This is a genomic window from Streptomyces sp. NPDC028711, from assembly GCF_055565415.1.
Map to the genome: position 1 here is coordinate 178819 of NZ_JBVHUJ010000005.1, position 15184 is coordinate 194002.

At 72.7% G+C, this 15184-nt stretch carries 11 protein-coding genes; 7 read left to right on the forward strand and 4 right to left on the reverse strand.

The features are described 5' to 3' along the window. Positions 1-188: 188 nt before the first annotated feature. The 5 genes from ACZ4VK_RS18720 to ACZ4VK_RS18740 are packed head-to-tail and all read left to right on the forward strand — an operon-like array spanning position 189 to position 8169. Positions 189-1913: an extracellular solute-binding protein gene (locus ACZ4VK_RS18720; RefSeq protein ID WP_468353457.1), complete on the forward strand. Its 1725-nt coding sequence runs from the start codon at positions 189-191 to the stop codon at positions 1911-1913. Positions 1914-1915: 2 nt separating this feature from the next. Beyond that, on the forward strand, positions 1916-2944 hold the full coding sequence (locus ACZ4VK_RS18725; protein WP_468353458.1) for an ABC transporter permease: 1029 nt from the start codon (positions 1916-1918) through the stop codon (positions 2942-2944). Then, complete coding sequence (locus ACZ4VK_RS18730) at positions 2941-3858, forward strand: carbohydrate ABC transporter permease (RefSeq protein ID WP_468353459.1); 918 nt, start codon at positions 2941-2943, stop codon at positions 3856-3858. Before ACZ4VK_RS18725 ends, ACZ4VK_RS18730 begins: the two co-directional genes overlap by 4 nt. 52 nt (positions 3859-3910) lie before the next feature. Then, positions 3911-5971: a beta-galactosidase gene (locus ACZ4VK_RS18735; RefSeq protein WP_468353460.1), complete on the forward strand. Its 2061-nt coding sequence runs from the start codon at positions 3911-3913 to the stop codon at positions 5969-5971. Next, positions 5968-8169, forward strand: coding sequence for a glycosyl hydrolase family 95 catalytic domain-containing protein (locus ACZ4VK_RS18740; RefSeq protein ID WP_468353461.1), 2202 nt, complete (start codon positions 5968-5970; stop codon positions 8167-8169). The genes ACZ4VK_RS18735 and ACZ4VK_RS18740 overlap by 4 nt, the downstream gene beginning before the upstream one ends. Positions 8170-8195: 26 nt before the next feature. Here the strand turns inward: ACZ4VK_RS18740 and ACZ4VK_RS18745 are convergent, their stop codons facing one another. The 3 genes from ACZ4VK_RS18745 to ACZ4VK_RS18755 form a co-directional block, all read right to left on the reverse strand. Next, on the reverse strand, positions 8196-9230 hold the full coding sequence (locus ACZ4VK_RS18745) for a LacI family DNA-binding transcriptional regulator (protein WP_468353462.1): 1035 nt from the start codon (positions 9228-9230) through the stop codon (positions 8196-8198). A 198-nt stretch (positions 9231-9428) separates the two neighbouring features. Then, positions 9429-10460 carry a zinc-dependent alcohol dehydrogenase gene (locus ACZ4VK_RS18750; RefSeq protein ID WP_468353463.1) on the reverse strand — a complete coding sequence of 344 codons (1032 nt, stop codon included), beginning with the start codon at positions 10458-10460 and terminating at the stop codon, positions 9429-9431. After that, a complete protein-coding gene (locus ACZ4VK_RS18755; RefSeq protein WP_468353464.1) occupies positions 10457-11611 on the reverse strand; it encodes a mandelate racemase/muconate lactonizing enzyme family protein in 1155 nt (384 codons plus the stop codon). The genes ACZ4VK_RS18750 and ACZ4VK_RS18755 overlap by 4 nt, the downstream gene beginning before the upstream one ends. A gap of 222 nt (positions 11612-11833) precedes the next feature. On the opposite strand from ACZ4VK_RS18755, the gene ACZ4VK_RS18760 reads away from it, so the two are divergent. After that, positions 11834-12604, forward strand: coding sequence for an IclR family transcriptional regulator (locus ACZ4VK_RS18760; protein ID WP_468353465.1), 771 nt, complete (start codon positions 11834-11836; stop codon positions 12602-12604). 76 nt (positions 12605-12680) lie between these two features. Here the strand turns inward: ACZ4VK_RS18760 and ACZ4VK_RS18765 are convergent, their stop codons facing one another. After that, a complete protein-coding gene (locus ACZ4VK_RS18765; protein ID WP_468353466.1) occupies positions 12681-13961 on the reverse strand; it encodes an ROK family protein in 1281 nt (426 codons plus the stop codon). A 146-nt stretch (positions 13962-14107) separates the two neighbouring features. On the opposite strand from ACZ4VK_RS18765, the gene ACZ4VK_RS18770 reads away from it, so the two are divergent. Beyond that, positions 14108-15013 carry an SMP-30/gluconolactonase/LRE family protein gene (locus ACZ4VK_RS18770; RefSeq protein WP_468353467.1) on the forward strand — a complete coding sequence of 302 codons (906 nt, stop codon included), beginning with the start codon at positions 14108-14110 and terminating at the stop codon, positions 15011-15013. Positions 15014-15184: the final 171 nt, after the last annotated feature.

The window sequence follows — 15184 nt, forward strand, 5'->3', positions numbered from 1 at the left end:
ATTCTTGGGAACGACTCTTGCCGCGCCCGTGACGTTCACTTAACCTCGCAGCAATATCGAAGCGCTTCGACTCGAACCGTCGACGGCGCCCGGGGTTCCGCCCCGCCCGCACCACCTCCACCACCGCAGCCGGCCGGCACCTCGACGGTCGCCGTATGTCCTGGCGCGTGCCATGAAGGGTTGACGCAATGACGCCGAACGCCGTCTCCACGGGCTCCCCGAGATCCACCCCGGGCCGGAGCGACTCCGGGCAGAGCCGGAGGGGCTTCCTCGCCTCCACCGCCGTCGCCGCCGCCGCGGTGGCCGGTGGCGCGCCCCTGCTCGCGGCCTGCGGCGGCGGTGGGACGGACACCGGGAAGAAGGACGGCACCACCACCGGCAAGGATGCGGCGAAGCTCCTCCCCGCCTTCGTCGCCAGCACCGTCGTCGCCCCCGACATCGCCCCGAAGAACGGCTCGGCGGCCGGTTTCACCCGCGCCATCCCGAGCGCCGAACTGAAGACCTCCGTCGACGCCAAGCGGGGCAAGGGCGGCGCCCTCACGATCATGGCCCCCTTCTGGGGACCCCCGCCCGCCCCCGACAACCCGTACTACAAGGCCATGAACGAGGCCATCGGCGTCCGCGCCACCTGGCAGAACCAGGACGGCAACGTCTACGACCAGAAGCTCGGCGCCGTCCTCGCCTCCAGCGAGATACCCGACGTGGTCGTCGTCCCCGGCTGGAACCTCGGCGGCAAGATCCCGAGCGCGATCAACGCCAAGTTCGAGGACCTCGGCCCGTACCTCTCCGGCGACAAGGTCAAGGCCTACCCGAACCTCGCGGCCATCCCCACCGACGCCTGGCAGCGCTCCCTCTTCGGCGGCCGGCTGCGCGGCCTGCCCATGCCGGCCTCCTACGTCACCAACATCGCGCCCTTCTACCGCAAGGACCTCTTCGACGCGAAGGGCTGGCAGCTGCCCAGGAGCGCGGACGAGTTCCTCGCCCTCGCCAAGGAGATCACCAGCGCCAGGGCGAAGGTGTGGGCCTGCGGCGACCTGACCTGGACCGCCTACAACATGTTCGGCGTCCTCCCCGGCAGCGACAAGGCACTCGGCTGGCACCTGGTCGACGGCAGGATGATCAACCGCATCGAGACCCCCGAGTACCTCGAAGCCATCGAGTGGACCCGCAAGCTCTACGACGCCGGGGTCGTCCACCCCGACGAGAAGACCCAGAACCAGGGTGACACCGGCAACCGCTTCACCGCGGGACAGGTCCTCATCTACAACAACGACCTCTCCCACTGGTACGCCAAGACCTCCGAACAGACCGCCCAGAACCCGGAGTTCGCCATGGCCGCCATGGACATCCCCGGCCACGCCGGCGGACTCCCGAAGCTGTGGGCCACCAACCCCGCCAACATCTGGGCCTTCGTCCGCAAGGGCAGCTCCAAGGCCGTGATCGAGGACGCCCTCGCCGTCGCCGACTTCACCGCCGCCCCCTACGGCACCAAGGAGCGGATGCTCACCGACTACGGAGTCGAGGGCGTCCACCACACGGTCAAGGACGGCCTGCCCGTCAAGACCGACAAGGGCAACCAGGAGGTCAGCAGCTCCTTCCTGTTCGTCGCCAGCCCCGCCCCCTACATCGCCCACCCCGACACCCCCGACGTCACCCGGGCCATGATCGAGTGGCAGCAGCGCATGGGCGCCGTCACCTCCAAGTCCTCCTTCTACGGCATGACGGTCATCGAGCCCTCCCGCTGGACCGGCCTCATGAACGACTTCGAGCAGCTGGAGAAGGACATCGTCCGCGGCCGCAAGAAGGTCTCCGACATGCAGCAGGCCGTCTCCGAGTGGAAGACGAAGGGCGGCGACGAGCTGCGCGACTGGTACCGGAAGCTCCTCGACGCCAACGGCTCCGCGGCGAGCTGACGGTGAGCACGCTCGACACCAGGAAGGCGGACCCGGCCGGGCGGGCCACCGCCGGCCGGCCCCCGCGCGGCGACCGCCGCCGGGACCGGAGCCGTACGGACGGGCGCGTCCCGCTCGGCCGGCGGCTCCGGCGCGACCGGACCCTCCTCCTCATGACCGTCCCGGCCCTCCTCCTCGTCGTCGTCTTCAACTACATCCCGATCCTCGGGAACGTGGTCGCCTTCCAGGACTACGACCCGTACGTCTCCACCAACGGCGTCACCGCCATCCTGGAGAGCCCCTGGGTCGGCATCGCCCAGTTCGAACGGGTCTTCTCCGACCCGGGGTTCTGGCACGCCGTCGAGAACACCCTCGTCCTCTTCGTGCTCCAGCTGGTGCTCTTCTTCCCGGTGCCCATCGCGCTCGCCCTGCTCGTCAACAGCGTGCTCCGCCCCCGGGTCAGGGCGGTCGTCCAGGCCGTCCTGTACCTGCCGCACTTCTTCTCCTGGGTCCTCGTCATCACCGTCTTCCAGCAGATCCTCGGCGGCGCCGGCATCATCGCCCAGACCCTCCGGCAGCACGGCCACGAGGGCTTCGACCTCATGACCGACCCGGAGATCTTCAAGTTCCTCGTCACCGCCGAGGGCATCTGGAAGGACGCGGGCTGGGGCGTCATCGTCTTCCTCGCCGCGCTCGCCGCCGTCAACCAGGACCTCTACGAGGCCGCCGCCATGGACGGGGCGAACCGGTGGCGCCGCATGTGGCACGTCACCCTGCCCGCCCTGCGGCCCGTCATCGCCCTGCTGCTCGTCCTCCGCGTGGGCGACGCCCTGACCGTCGGCTTCGAACAGCTGCTGCTCCAGCGCGACGCCGTCGGACCGGGGGCCGCCGAGGTCCTCGACACCTTCGTGTGGTGGACAGGACTGCGCAGCCAGGACTTCAGCTACGCGGCCGCCGCGGGACTGATCAAGGGAGTCGTCGGCCTGGTGCTCGTGCTCTCGGCGAACAAGGCCGCCCACCTCATGGGCGAGCAGGGGGTGTACCGGAAGTGAGCAAGGACCGCACCGCGTGGTGGGCGGCGCCCGCCCGCCCCGTCTGGGAGGAGCCGCCCGGCAGGGCCGGACTCGCGGCCAAGGGCACGGTCCTGGTCCTCGCCTGCCTCGCCGTCCTCTTCCCGCTGTGGATCGTGGTGGTGACCAGCCTCTCCTCCAAGAAGACGATCACCGAGACCGGCGGTCTCGTGGTCGTCCCGAAGGACATCACCTTCATCGCCTACCAGGAGCTCCTCAGCGGCGGACAGGTCACCCGCGCCGCCGTCGTCAGCGTCCTCGTCACCCTGACCGGCACCCTCTTCTCCATGGCCGTCTCCATCCTCTGCGCGTACGGCCTCTCCCGGCCCGGCTCCCTCGGTCACCGCTTCATCCTGCTCACCCTGATGGCCACCATGTTCTTCGGCGCCGGCCTGATCCCCACGTACCTGCTCGTGCAGACCCTCGGCCTCACCGACAGCTATCTCGCGCTGATCCTCCCCAGCGCCATCAGCGTCTTCAACATCCTCGTCCTGCGCGGCTTCTTCATGGGCGTCTCACCCGAACTCGTCGACAGCGCCCGCATCGACGGCGCCGGAGAGCTGCGGATCCTCTGGCAGATCGTGATGCCGCTCTCCCGGGCGGTGATCGCCGTCATCACCCTCTTCTACGCGGTCGGCTACTGGAGCGCCTGGTTCAACGCCTCCATCTACCTCAGCGACCAGAACATGATGCCGCTGCAGAACGTCCTCATCCAGCTCGCCCAGAAGCAGGAGATCCCCGTCGGCCTCGGCCAGGCCGTCAAGGCCGGGAACCTCTCCGGGCTCGCCGTGCAGATGGCCGTCATGGTCCTCGCCCTGCTGCCGGTCGCCGTCCTCTCGCCCTTCGTCCAGAAGCACTTCAGGAAGGGCATGCTCACCGGCGCCGTCAAGGGCTGAGCGCCGCCGGGCAGCCCCGTCCGAAGCACTCCCACCCCCTACGGAGATTCCGATGCCGAGCCTCGACGACGTGACCCGCCCGCCCGGCCGCCCGCCCCGGATCCTGTACGGCGGCGACTGGAACCCCGAGCAGTGGCCCGAGGAGACCTGGGCCGAGGACGTCCGGCTCATGCGCCGCGCCGGCGTCGACTCCGTCACCCTCGGGATCTTCTCCTGGTCCCGCATCGAACCGACGCCCGGAGCCCGCGAGTTCGGCTGGCTCGACCGGCTCATGGACCTCACGCACGAGAACGGCATCGGTGTCGTCCTCGCCACCCCCACCTCCTCACCACCGCCGTGGATGGGACGGCTCCACCCCGAGACGCTGCCCCGCGACGAGGACGGCAGGACCGAGTGGTGGGGCTCGCGCCAGCACTTCTCCCACTCCAGCGAGGTCTACCGACGGTACGCGGCGGCGATCACCGAGGACCTCGCCGCCCGCTACGCCCACCACCCGGCCCTCACCATGTGGCACATCAACAACGAGTACTGCACCCACGACTGGGGCGACGAGGCCGCCCGCACCTTCCGCCGCTGGCTCCAGGACCGCTACGGCACCCTCGACGCCCTCAACACCGCCTGGGGCACCGACTTCTGGAGCCAGCGGTACGGCGACTGGGCCGAAGTCCTGCCACCCCGCCACGCCCACTACATGAAGAACCCGGCACACGTCCTCGACTTCCGGCGCTACACCTCGGACCAGCTCCTCGAGTGCTACCGCGCCGAGCGTGACATCGTCCGCCGCCACACCCCGCACCTCCCCGTGACCACCAACTTCATGCCGTTCTGGTCCGGTCAGGACGGCTGGGCGTGGGCGGCGGAGGAGGACCTCGTCTCCGTCGACGTCTACCCCGACCCGCGGGACCCGGCCGCGGGCCAGTACAACGCGATGATCGGCGACCTGACCCGCTCCCAGGGCGGCGGCCGGCCCTGGATGGTCATGGAACAGGCCGCCGGAGCGGTCAACTGGCGGGGCGTCAACCACCCCAAGCCGTACGGCCTCAACCGCCTCTGGGCCCTCCAGGCCGTCGCCCACGGCGCCGACGCCGTCTGCTACTTCCAGTGGCGCCAGTCCCGGCAGGGCACGGAGAAGTTCCACTCGGGCATGCTCGGCCACACGGGAGAGCGGGGCCGCGTCTTCCAGGAGACCGTACGCGTCGGCGAGGACCTCGCCCGGCTCGGCCCCCGCGTCGCCGGCAGTCGCGTCACCACCGACATCGCCGTCCTGCACGACTGGGACTCCTGGTGGGCCGGCGCCCAGGACGGGGCGCTCTCCACCCGGCTCGACCACGCCGAGATCGTCCGCGCCTGGCACCGCGCCCTCTGGGACGCCCACCTCCCCGTCTCCTTCGCCCACCCCCACCACGACCTCGGCGGCCACCGTCTCGTCGTCGTCCCGCACCTCTACCTCCTCGACGACACCGCCATCGAGAACCTCCTCGCCTACGTGCGCGGCGGCGGCACCCTCGTCTGCGGCTTCCTCACCGGCATCGCCGACCAGGACGACCGCGTCCGCCCCGGCGGCATGGACGCCAGGCTCCGCGACCTCCTCGGCATCGACCTCCTCCAGGAGTGGTGGCCCCTCGACGAGGGCGAGCACGTGGACTGCGGCCCCGCCACGGACGGCGCCGACACCGCCGGCCGGCCCGCCTTCCGGGGCACCCTCTGGTCCGAGGAGCTCACCCCCGCCCCCGGCGCCGAGACCGTCGCCGCCTACCGGGGAGGCGAACTCGACGGCCTGCCCGCCGTCCTCCGCAACGGCCGCGCCTGGTACGTCTCCACCCTCCCCGAACCCGAGGGCCTCCGCGCCCTCCTCGCCGCCGCGGCCCACGAGGCCGGCGCCCGGCCCGTCCTCGACGACCTGCCCGAGGGCGTCGAAGCCGTCCGCCGCGGCGACCTCCTCTTCCTCCTCCACCACGGCCGCGACCCGGTCACCGTGCCCCTGCCCGGCCGCCACCACGAGCTGCTCACCCGCACCACGGTCGAGGGGGCGGTGAAGCTGGAGCGGTACGGCGTCGCGGTCCTCGAGGACACCGGGCCGGTACCGGACGCCGCGGCCGGGGAGCTTCCGTGATCCACGGCACCTGGGAACCCGCGCCCGCGGCCCGCTGGGAGGACGCCTTCCTCACCGGGAACGGCCGCCACGGCGCCCTCGTCCACGGCGACCCCGTGGACGACCGGGTGATCGTCACCCACCACACCCTCGTACGGCCGAACAACCCGCCCGGCGCCACCGCGCCGCCCCGGCTCGCCGCCGCGCTCCCCGCCCTCCAGGACGCCCTGCTCACGGGGGCCATGACAGCGGCCGAACGGTTCACGGACGGGCAGCCGCTGCGCTGGGTGCGGCCCTTCCACCCCGGCTTCCTGACCCGCGTACGGAGCACACACGGCACCCCGGACGTCCCCGTGCGGCGGTCCGTCGACTTCACCACCGGGGTCGTCGCCTGCGTGAGCGGGGAACGGCGCAGCGAGGTCTTCGTCTCCCGCGCGGACGACGTCCTCGTCCAGTACGTCACCTCTCCGGGCCCCGCCGTCGAGATCGACCTCGACCACCGGCTGCCAGGCGTCCCCGCCGGCCTCGGCGCGGGACGCGGCGTCACCACCGCACGCGGGGAGACCGTCCTCACCCTGCGCGCCCGCTACCCCGAAAGCCCGCTCGGCTACACCGGCCTCACGCTGCTGCTCACCGACGGCGGCCGCACCACGGTCACGGCCGGCGGCGTCCGCGTCGAGGGCGCCGGGCAGCTGCTGCTCCTCACCCGGGTGTGGAGCCACGCCGGATCCGTCGGCACGGCCCGGGAGACCGAGGCCCTGCGGGCCCTGACCGGCGGCCGGACCTCCGCGGATCCCGCGGCGCATCACGCCCGGCTGCTCGCCCGCCACACCGGCCTGCACACCACCGCCTACCGGCGCGTCACCCTCGACCTCGGCGCCGACGAGACCGAGCGGGCCCTCCCCGGCTCCGCCCTCCTGCGCCGCCCCGGAAGCCCCGCCCTCCTGGAACGCCTCTTCGCGGCCGGCCGCTACCACCTGCTCTCCTCCTCCGGTACGCATCCGCCCCGCCTCACCGGGCTCTGGACCGGCGACTGGAACACGGCCTGGGCGGGGGCGTTCACCACCAACGCCAACCTCAACCTCCAGACCGCGTCCTCCGTCGCCGCCGACCTCCCCGAGGTGACGGCGGCCCACGCCTCCCTGGTGCACGGACAGCGGGACGACTGGCGGGCGAACGCCAGGGCGATCTTCGGCACCCGGGGCATCGTCGCCCCCTCCCACACGGACGGCGTCTCGGGGCACACGTACCACTTCAGCCGCGAGTACCCCCTCCACCTGTGGACCGCCGGCGCCGACTGGCTCCTCAAGCCGCTCCTCGACGACGAGGAGACGAACGGCGGACGGGACCCGATGACCTCGGCCGCCCTCGCCGAACTCGCCCTCTTCTACGAGGACTTCCTCACCCGCACAGGACCCGACGGACGGATCGCCGTCGTCCCCTCCTACTCCCCGGAGAACCGTCCGCGCGGCGGGAGCTGGGGAGCCGTCAACGCCACCATGGACATCGCCGCCGCCCGGCACGCCCTGCGGGCGGCCGCCGACCGCGCGCCGGCACGGGACGCCGACCGCCTGCGGGCGCTCGCCGACCGACTCCCGGAGTACCGGGTCAACGAGGAGGGGGCGCTCGCCGAGTGGGCCTGGCCCGGACTCGGCGACCGCTACGACCACCGGCACCTCAGCCACCTGTACCCCGTCTGGCCGCTCGACGAGATCAACCCGTACGACACCCCCGTCCTCGCCCGGGCCGCCCGGCGCGCCCTCGAACTCCGGGGCAGCGAGAACGACTCGGCCCACGGGCACCTCCACCACGGTCTCGTCGCCGCCCGGCTGCGGGACGCGGCCCGCACCGGCGCCGCCCTCGACCGCGTCCTGACGGGCGACTACTTCCACGACTCCCTGATGAGCGCGCACTACCCGGCCCGCGACGTCTACAACGCCGACGCCGCCCATGCCCTGCCCGCCCTCCTCGTCGAGGCCCTCGTGCAGTCCACGCCCGGCCGGCTCGTCCTGCTGCCCGCGCCGCCGGCCCGGTATCCGCGCGGCCGGCTCACGGGCGTACGGACCCGGTTCGGCGCCCGCCTGGACCTCAGCTGGTCACCGGGCGCGTACGAGGCGGTCCTCCGCCCGGACCGGGACGCGGAGATCGACCTCAGGACCCCGGCGGGGGCGAGCCGTCTCATCCTGCGCGCCGGGGAGGAACGGACCGTCGGATCCTGAGCACCGTCGTGGTGGGGCGCGTGCGGTCAGTTCCTCGGTTCGCGTGGGGCGGGCGGGCCCGAGCTGTCTCGTACGGTCAGTTCGGGCGTGAGGAGTTCGACCCCCACGGCGTCCGCCGCCCCCTCCGGCCGGGTCAGGCGCGCGATGAGCCGCTCCACCGCCCGCCGACCCAGCTCCTGCGCCGGGATCGCCACCGAGCTGAGCGCCACCGAGGCCTGCACGGCGATCTGGTCGGCGCAGACCGCGACCACCGACACGTCCTCCGGTACGGCACGGCCCGTGCGCCGCAGCAGCGCGAGCAGCGGCTCGACCGCCGTCTCGTTCTGCACGACGAACGCGCTCACCCCCGGCCGCTCGTCGAAGATCCGGGCGAGCACGCCCGCCACGGCGTCGTGCCCGCCCTCGCACGGCCGGTGCAGCAGGCTGACGCCGAGCTCGGAGGCCCGGTCGCGGAGCCCCCGCAGGGTCCGCTCGGCGAAGCCGGTGTGCCGCGCGTAGACACCGGGGGCCTCACCGATCACCGCGATCTCCCGGTGCCCGAGACCCGCCAGATGCTCCACGCACAACGCTCCGGCCGCCGCGAAGTCCAGGTCGACGCAGTTGAGGCCCGTGGGATCGGCGGGCATGCCGACCAGGACGGCCGGCGGCCCGGCGGCGCGGAGCACCGGCAGCCGCTCGTCGTCGAGCTGGACGTCCATCAGGATCACCGCCTCGGCGAGACCGCTGCCGGTGACCCGGCGCAGCGCCGATGGGCCCTCCTCACCGGTGAGGAGCAGCACGTCGTAGCCGTGGGCGCGGGCGGCGGTGGCGACGGCGACCGCGATCTCCAGCATCACGGGTACGTACATGTCGGTGCGCAGCGGCACCATGAGCGCGATGATCCGCGAACGGCTGCTCGCGAGGGCGCGTGCGCCCGCGTGCGGCTGGTAGCCGAGCTGGTCGATGCTGGCCCGCACCCGCTGCCGGGTGGGATCCGAGATGGGCCGCTTGCCGCTGAGGACATAGCTCACCGTGCTGGCCGACACTCCGGCGTGCCGGGCGACCTCGGCAAGCGTGACCATCCGTTCTCCCCGCGGGCCGTGACTGAGGTGAATCGCTTCGACGACTCCCGTCGAAAGCTGTCGAACCACTGCTGCGGCGGCTCAGCGAGACCGTAACGCGACCGTGTTGACCTGTCCAGAGAGACGACCCAAGAAGATCGAAGCGCTTCGACGTCGAGGCGTTCCCGTAGTACGTACGGAGACAGGAAGCGGAGTTGCTCAGGGACGCAGGAGGACCTTGCCCGTGTCCGGGTCGCCGCCGCCCACCAGGGCGAGCGCCTCGCCGAACCGTGCGAGCGGGAACTCGTGGGTGACCAGCGGGGCCGGGTCGAGCAGCCCCAGGGAGAAGGCGCGCACCGCGTCGGCCCAGGCGGCGGAGGAGGCGCCGAAGACGCTGCGGACCTCCAGCTGGCTGACGGACAGATGGACGGGGTCGATCCCGGTGGCCCCCGCCGTGAACATGCCGGTGAGCACCACCCGTCCGCCCCGGCGGGCGAGGAGACAGGAGGAGGCGGCCGTGGTGGGCGCCCCCGCGGTCTCCACGACGAGGTCGAAGCGCCCGGTCTCGCCCTCCGCCTCGCCCGGGGTGAGCGCCCGGCTCGCGCCGAACTCCAGGGCCTTGGCCGCCCGCTCGGCGCGCGGGTCCACGACGGCGAGTTCGGCGGGGGAGGAGGCCGCGAGCCACTGGGCGGCGAGCAGTCCGAGCGTCCCGGCGCCGACCACGGCGATCCGCTCACCGGGGCGGGGCTGCCCGGCCCGTACCGCCGCGGCCACCACGGCGGCCGGTTCGAGCAGGGCCGCGGCCCGGAGGTCCGTCCCGTCCGGCAGGGGGTGCAGCAGCCTCGCCGGTACGAGGAGGTGGTCGGCGAACGCGCCCGGTTCGGTGAACCCGGTCTCGGCGTACCCGGCCGTGCACAGACTGGTCTCGCCGTACCGGCAGCGCTCGCACCGGCCGCAGGACCGGAAGCCCTCGCCGACGCACGGCCTGCCGAGGAGCGCGGGGTCGACCCCGGCGCCGACCGCGTCCACGGTGCCGGACCACTCGTGGCCGGGCACCACCGGATAGCTGACGTAGCCGGGGGCCCGGCGGCCCTCGTACAGCTCGCGGTCGCTCATGCAGATCCCGGCGGCGGCGACCCGCACCCGTACCTCGCCCGGACCGGGCACCGGGATCTCCCGCTCGATCAGCCGGTGGGTGCCCGGCCGTTCGACGAGGACCGCGCGGCTCACGGCCGGGAGCCCGGCGCTCACTTCGGCTGCCTCTTCTCCCAGCCCTCGGCCCACAGGTCGAACCGGGCCTGCTGCTGGGGGAATTCGGCGGCGGCGTCGGTGTCGAGTTCGACGCCGAGTCCGGGGGCGTGGGAGACGGTGAAGCAGCCGGTCTCCGGGTCGACCTCGGGAGCGCCGCGCACGATCTTCTTGATCTCCGCGTCGGCGAAGTCGTTGAAGTGTTCCAGGATCTTGAAGTTGGGTGTGCAGGCGGCGAGTTGGAGGGTGGCGGCGGTGAGGACCGGGCCGCCGACGTTGTGCGGGGCGACGAGGACGTAGTGGGTCTCGGCGGTGGCGGCGAGCTTGCGGGCCTCCAGGATGCCGCCGATGTGGCCGACGTCCGGCTGGATGATGTCGGCGGCCTGTGACTCGAAGAGTTCGCGGAACTCGATCCGGTCGTGGATCCGTTCGCCGGTGGCGATCGGCAGGTCCACCTTGCCGGCCACCTTCGCGAGGGCCTTGAGGTTCTCCGGCGGCACCGGCTCCTCCAACCAGGCGGGCCGGAACGGGGCCAGCTCACGGGCGAGCCGTACCGCCGTGGCGGGGGAGAAGCGTCCGTGCATCTCCACCATCAGCTCCGTGTCGGGGCCGATCGCGTCCCGCACGGCCTCGATCAGGGAGACCGCGTACCGGCTCCGTTCGTGGTCGAGCTCGTAGTGGCCGTTGCCGAAGGGGTCGATCTTCAGCGCCCGGTAGCCGCGCGCCACGACCTCGCGGGCCGCCGCGTGGTAGGCCTCCGGGGTGCGCTCGGTGGTGTACCAGCCGTTGGCGTACGCCTTGACCCGGTCGGTCACCTGTCCGCCGAGCAGCTGCCAGACGGGCACGCCGAGCGCCTTGCCCTTGATGTCCCAGCAGGCCATCTCCACGACCGCGATGCCGGACATGACGATCTCGCCCGCGCGCCCGAAGTCGCCGTACTTCATGCGCCGTACGAGATCCTCGACCGCGAACGGGTCCGAGCCGGTGATGTGGTTGGCCTCCGCCTCGCGCAGGTAACCGACGAGTGCGTCGGTGTGCCCCAGCATCCGGGTCTCGCCGACCCCGGTAAGACCCTCGTCCGTGTGGACCAGGACGTAGGTGAGATTGCGCCAGGGCGTGCCGACGACATGAGTGGTGATTCCCGTGATGCGCACGGTGGTTGCTCCCGGTGGGCGCGGACGAGTTGTTCGGGATACCGAATCACGTTCGGTGCATCGGCGCGACCGTAGGCAGCGGCCCGCCGGGGTGTCAATGGGAGTGCGTTCACCCGGGCTCTGTCGGAACCGTTGCCCGCCCTCGGCCGCGCCGCTAGTCTCTGTTCGCGATTTCGGTCGAGGTACGGAATTTCGAACGGGCAGAGGCGAGGTGGGGGATCCATGGGACGACTCGTTCCGGCGGTGACCAGGGCATTCGACATACTGGAGCTCTTCCTGGAGGGCGACGGGACGCTGTCCGCCCCCGAGATCACCCGCAGACTCCAGCTGCCGCGCACGACCACGCACGAGCTGGTCAGCACCCTGACCGCGCGCAGCTACCTGGTCCCGGTCCCGGAGCAGCCCGGCCGCTACCGCCTCGGTGTCCGCACGTACCAGCTCGGCAGCAGGTACGCCGAGCAGCTCGACCTCGCGGCCGAGGGTCACCAGGTCGCCCGCGAGGTCGTCGACACGTGCGGCGAGACCGTCCATGTGGCCGTCCTCGAGGACACCGACGTCATCTACATCGCCAAGGTCGACTCCACCCACGCGGTACGGATGGTCTCCGCGGCCGGCCGACGGCTGCCCGCCCACTGCACCGCCGTCGGCAAGATGCTGCTCGCCACACTGCCCGAGGCGGAGCTCGACGAGCGTTTCGAAGGCCGCGAGCTCACCGGCATGACACCCCACAGCCTCACGGACCCGGACGCCCTGCGCGCCGCGCTCGCGGAGATCCGGATCCTCGGGGTCGCCGTCGAGCAGCAGGAGTCCAACCCCGACGTCAGCTGCGTCGCCGCACCGGTCCGCGACCGCTCCGGCCGGGTCGTCGCGGCGCTCTCCGTCTCCGTACCGGCACACCGCTGGACGGAGGAGCGGGAGAACGAACTCACGGCCCTCGCGGTGAAGGGCGCGGACCAACTGTCGGAGCGGCTCGGCCACCGTGTGATGCGCTGAGGCGCGGGTCGGGGTCGGGGTGGTTGTGGCGGAGAGGGTGCCGGCGGCCGCCGCGGCCGCGTCGTCGTGGGCGAGGTCAGGCTTCCGCATCGGTGGCCCCGGCGCGTACGCCGTCCCCTTTCCGCTCCCGGGGGCGGCGCGTTCGGCTGACCGGGCCGAAGACCTCCCGGTCGTCGAGGAAGCCCTCCAGGGCGAAGGCCGCCGCGCCCCGGGTGACCGCGTTGTGGGGGACCGCGCTGCGCCGCAGGGTCGCCGCCCCGTGCGGCAGCGGAAGCGCGTGCCGGGTGACCGCCTCGTACGTGGCGCTCAGCAGGCGCTCGCCGAGCAGGTCGACGACCTGGTTGCCGAGGACGAGGACCCGGGGGTTGAGCAGATTGACCAGGTTCGCCACCGCCGCGCCCAGATGGCGCCCCGTCCGCTCGACGGCCTCGGCGGCCGCCGGGTCCCCGTCCGCCGCCGCGTGCGCGAGCGCGGCGACCGTTTCCGCGTCGTCGGGACCCGTCGCCCGCTCGTCGCCGGGGGCGAGTTCGCGCCAGGTCCGCGCGATCCCCCGGGTGCTGACGTACGCCTCCACACAGCCCCGGTTGCCGCAGGTGCAGAGCCGGCCGTCGATCGCGAGGCAGGTGTGGCCCCACTCTCCCGCGCTGTTGGTGAACCCCCGGTAGAGCTGGCCGCCGATCGCGATCCCGGCGCCGACACCGGCCCGCAGGGTGAGCACGACCAGGTCGTCCGCCTCCCGCCCCGCACCGAACCACAGCTCGGCGACGGTGCTGGCCCGCAGCGGGTTGTCGAGCCGGAGGGGCAGCCCGAGGCGTTCGTCGAGCAGGGCGCGCAGCGGTACCTCGTGCCAGGACCAGTAGGGCGAGAAGGAGGAGACCCCGCCCTCGTGCTCCACCATGCCCGGGACGCTGACGCCCACGCCGAGCACGCGCGCGCGGGGCACCCCGGAGACGCGCAGCAGTTCCTCGACGCAGGCGGCGAGCTCTTCGACGACGTCGGCGGGCCGGACGTCACCCGGGGGGAGCGGGCGTGCGACGGAGTGCCGGACCTCCAGGGCCAGGTCGAAGAGTTCGGCGTGGACGGAGGTCTCGGCGATGTCGACGCCGATGAGCGCGCCCCGGTCGGCGTTGACCGCGAGCCGCGCGCGGGGCCGCCCGCCACTGGAGTCCTCGTGGCCCGCCTCGGCGAGGACACCGGCCTCCAGGAGTTCGGAGGTCAGGTTGGCGACGGTGGCGAAGGAGAGACCGGTCGCCGCCGCGAGATCCTGGCGGCTGACGGCGCCGGACCCCGCGTAGAAGCGCCGCAGGACCTCGAAGCGGTTGAGACGGCGAATGTCCTGCGACGTCCGCTTGATCATGGCTGCTGTCCTCCGCTGGTACGGCCCGGGTGGGTCCCCGTACCGCGATCTTATTCAAAGGGTTGGAAGAAGGAGTGGACGGGATATTTACAACCGTTAGACGAACCCGTAGTCGTGCCGCTCCACCCGCCGACCGAGGAGGCCAGATGCAGCAGCTCAGGGCCGTGCCCTGCTCCCCCCTGCCCGGACGCTTGACGGAAGGTCCCGTCTGGGACACCCGGCGCCAGGAACTGCTCTGGGTGGACATCCCCGAGGGCCTTGTCCACCGGGCCGCGCTCACCGACGACGACGGCCGACCGGACCTCGCCCCCGTCGCCACGCTCCGGTTCGACCGGCCGGTCGGCGCCGCCCTGCCCTGCGCCTCCGGAGCCCTGCTCGCCGCGGCCGGCACCTCCTTCCTGCGCCTGGAGCAGGACCGGCCGGTCACCGAGGCCGTCGAACTCGCCGCGCCCGTCCTGCCCGACGACGGCCTGTCGCGCCGGATGAACGACGCCGCGGTCGACCCCGCGGGCCGGCTCCTCGCCGGGACGATGGCGTACGACGAGAGCCCCGGCGCGGGCGCCCTCTACCGCCTCGACGGCGACGGCCTCGTCACCCTCATCGACTCCGTCACCATCTCCAACGGCCTCGGCTGGAGCCCGGACGGCACCCGCCTCTACTACGCCGACAGCCCCACCGGCCGGGTCGACGTCTTCGCCTACGACGCGGCGAACGGCACCCTGAGCGACCGCCGCCCCTTCGCGGTCCTCGACCGGGGCGTGCCGGACGGCCTCACCGTCGACAGCGAGGGACGGGTCTGGGTCGCCGTCTGGGGAGGCGGCGAAGTCCTCGCGTTCACCCCCGAAGGCACCCTCCACGCGCGCGTGGAGGTCCCCGCCTCGCACGTGACGAGCTGTGCCTTCGCCGGGCCCGGCCTCGACGTCCTGGTGATCACGACGGCGACGGAGGGCCTCGACGAGGAACGCCGACGGGCGGAACCGGAAGCCGGCCGCCTGTTCGCCTGCCGCCCGGGCGCCACGGGCCTGCCCCAGCCCCCGTACGCGGACCGCTGACCCGCACAGCCGGAAGCCCCCAACTTCCGTACGCGGACCGCTGACCCGTACCGCCGCACGCTCGCCCGCCTCCGCACGCGCGCCGCTGCCCCGTACCGCCGGACGCCCCCAACTTCCGTACGCGGACCGCTGACCCGTACCGCCGCACACGCCCCGCACCAAGGAAGAAGC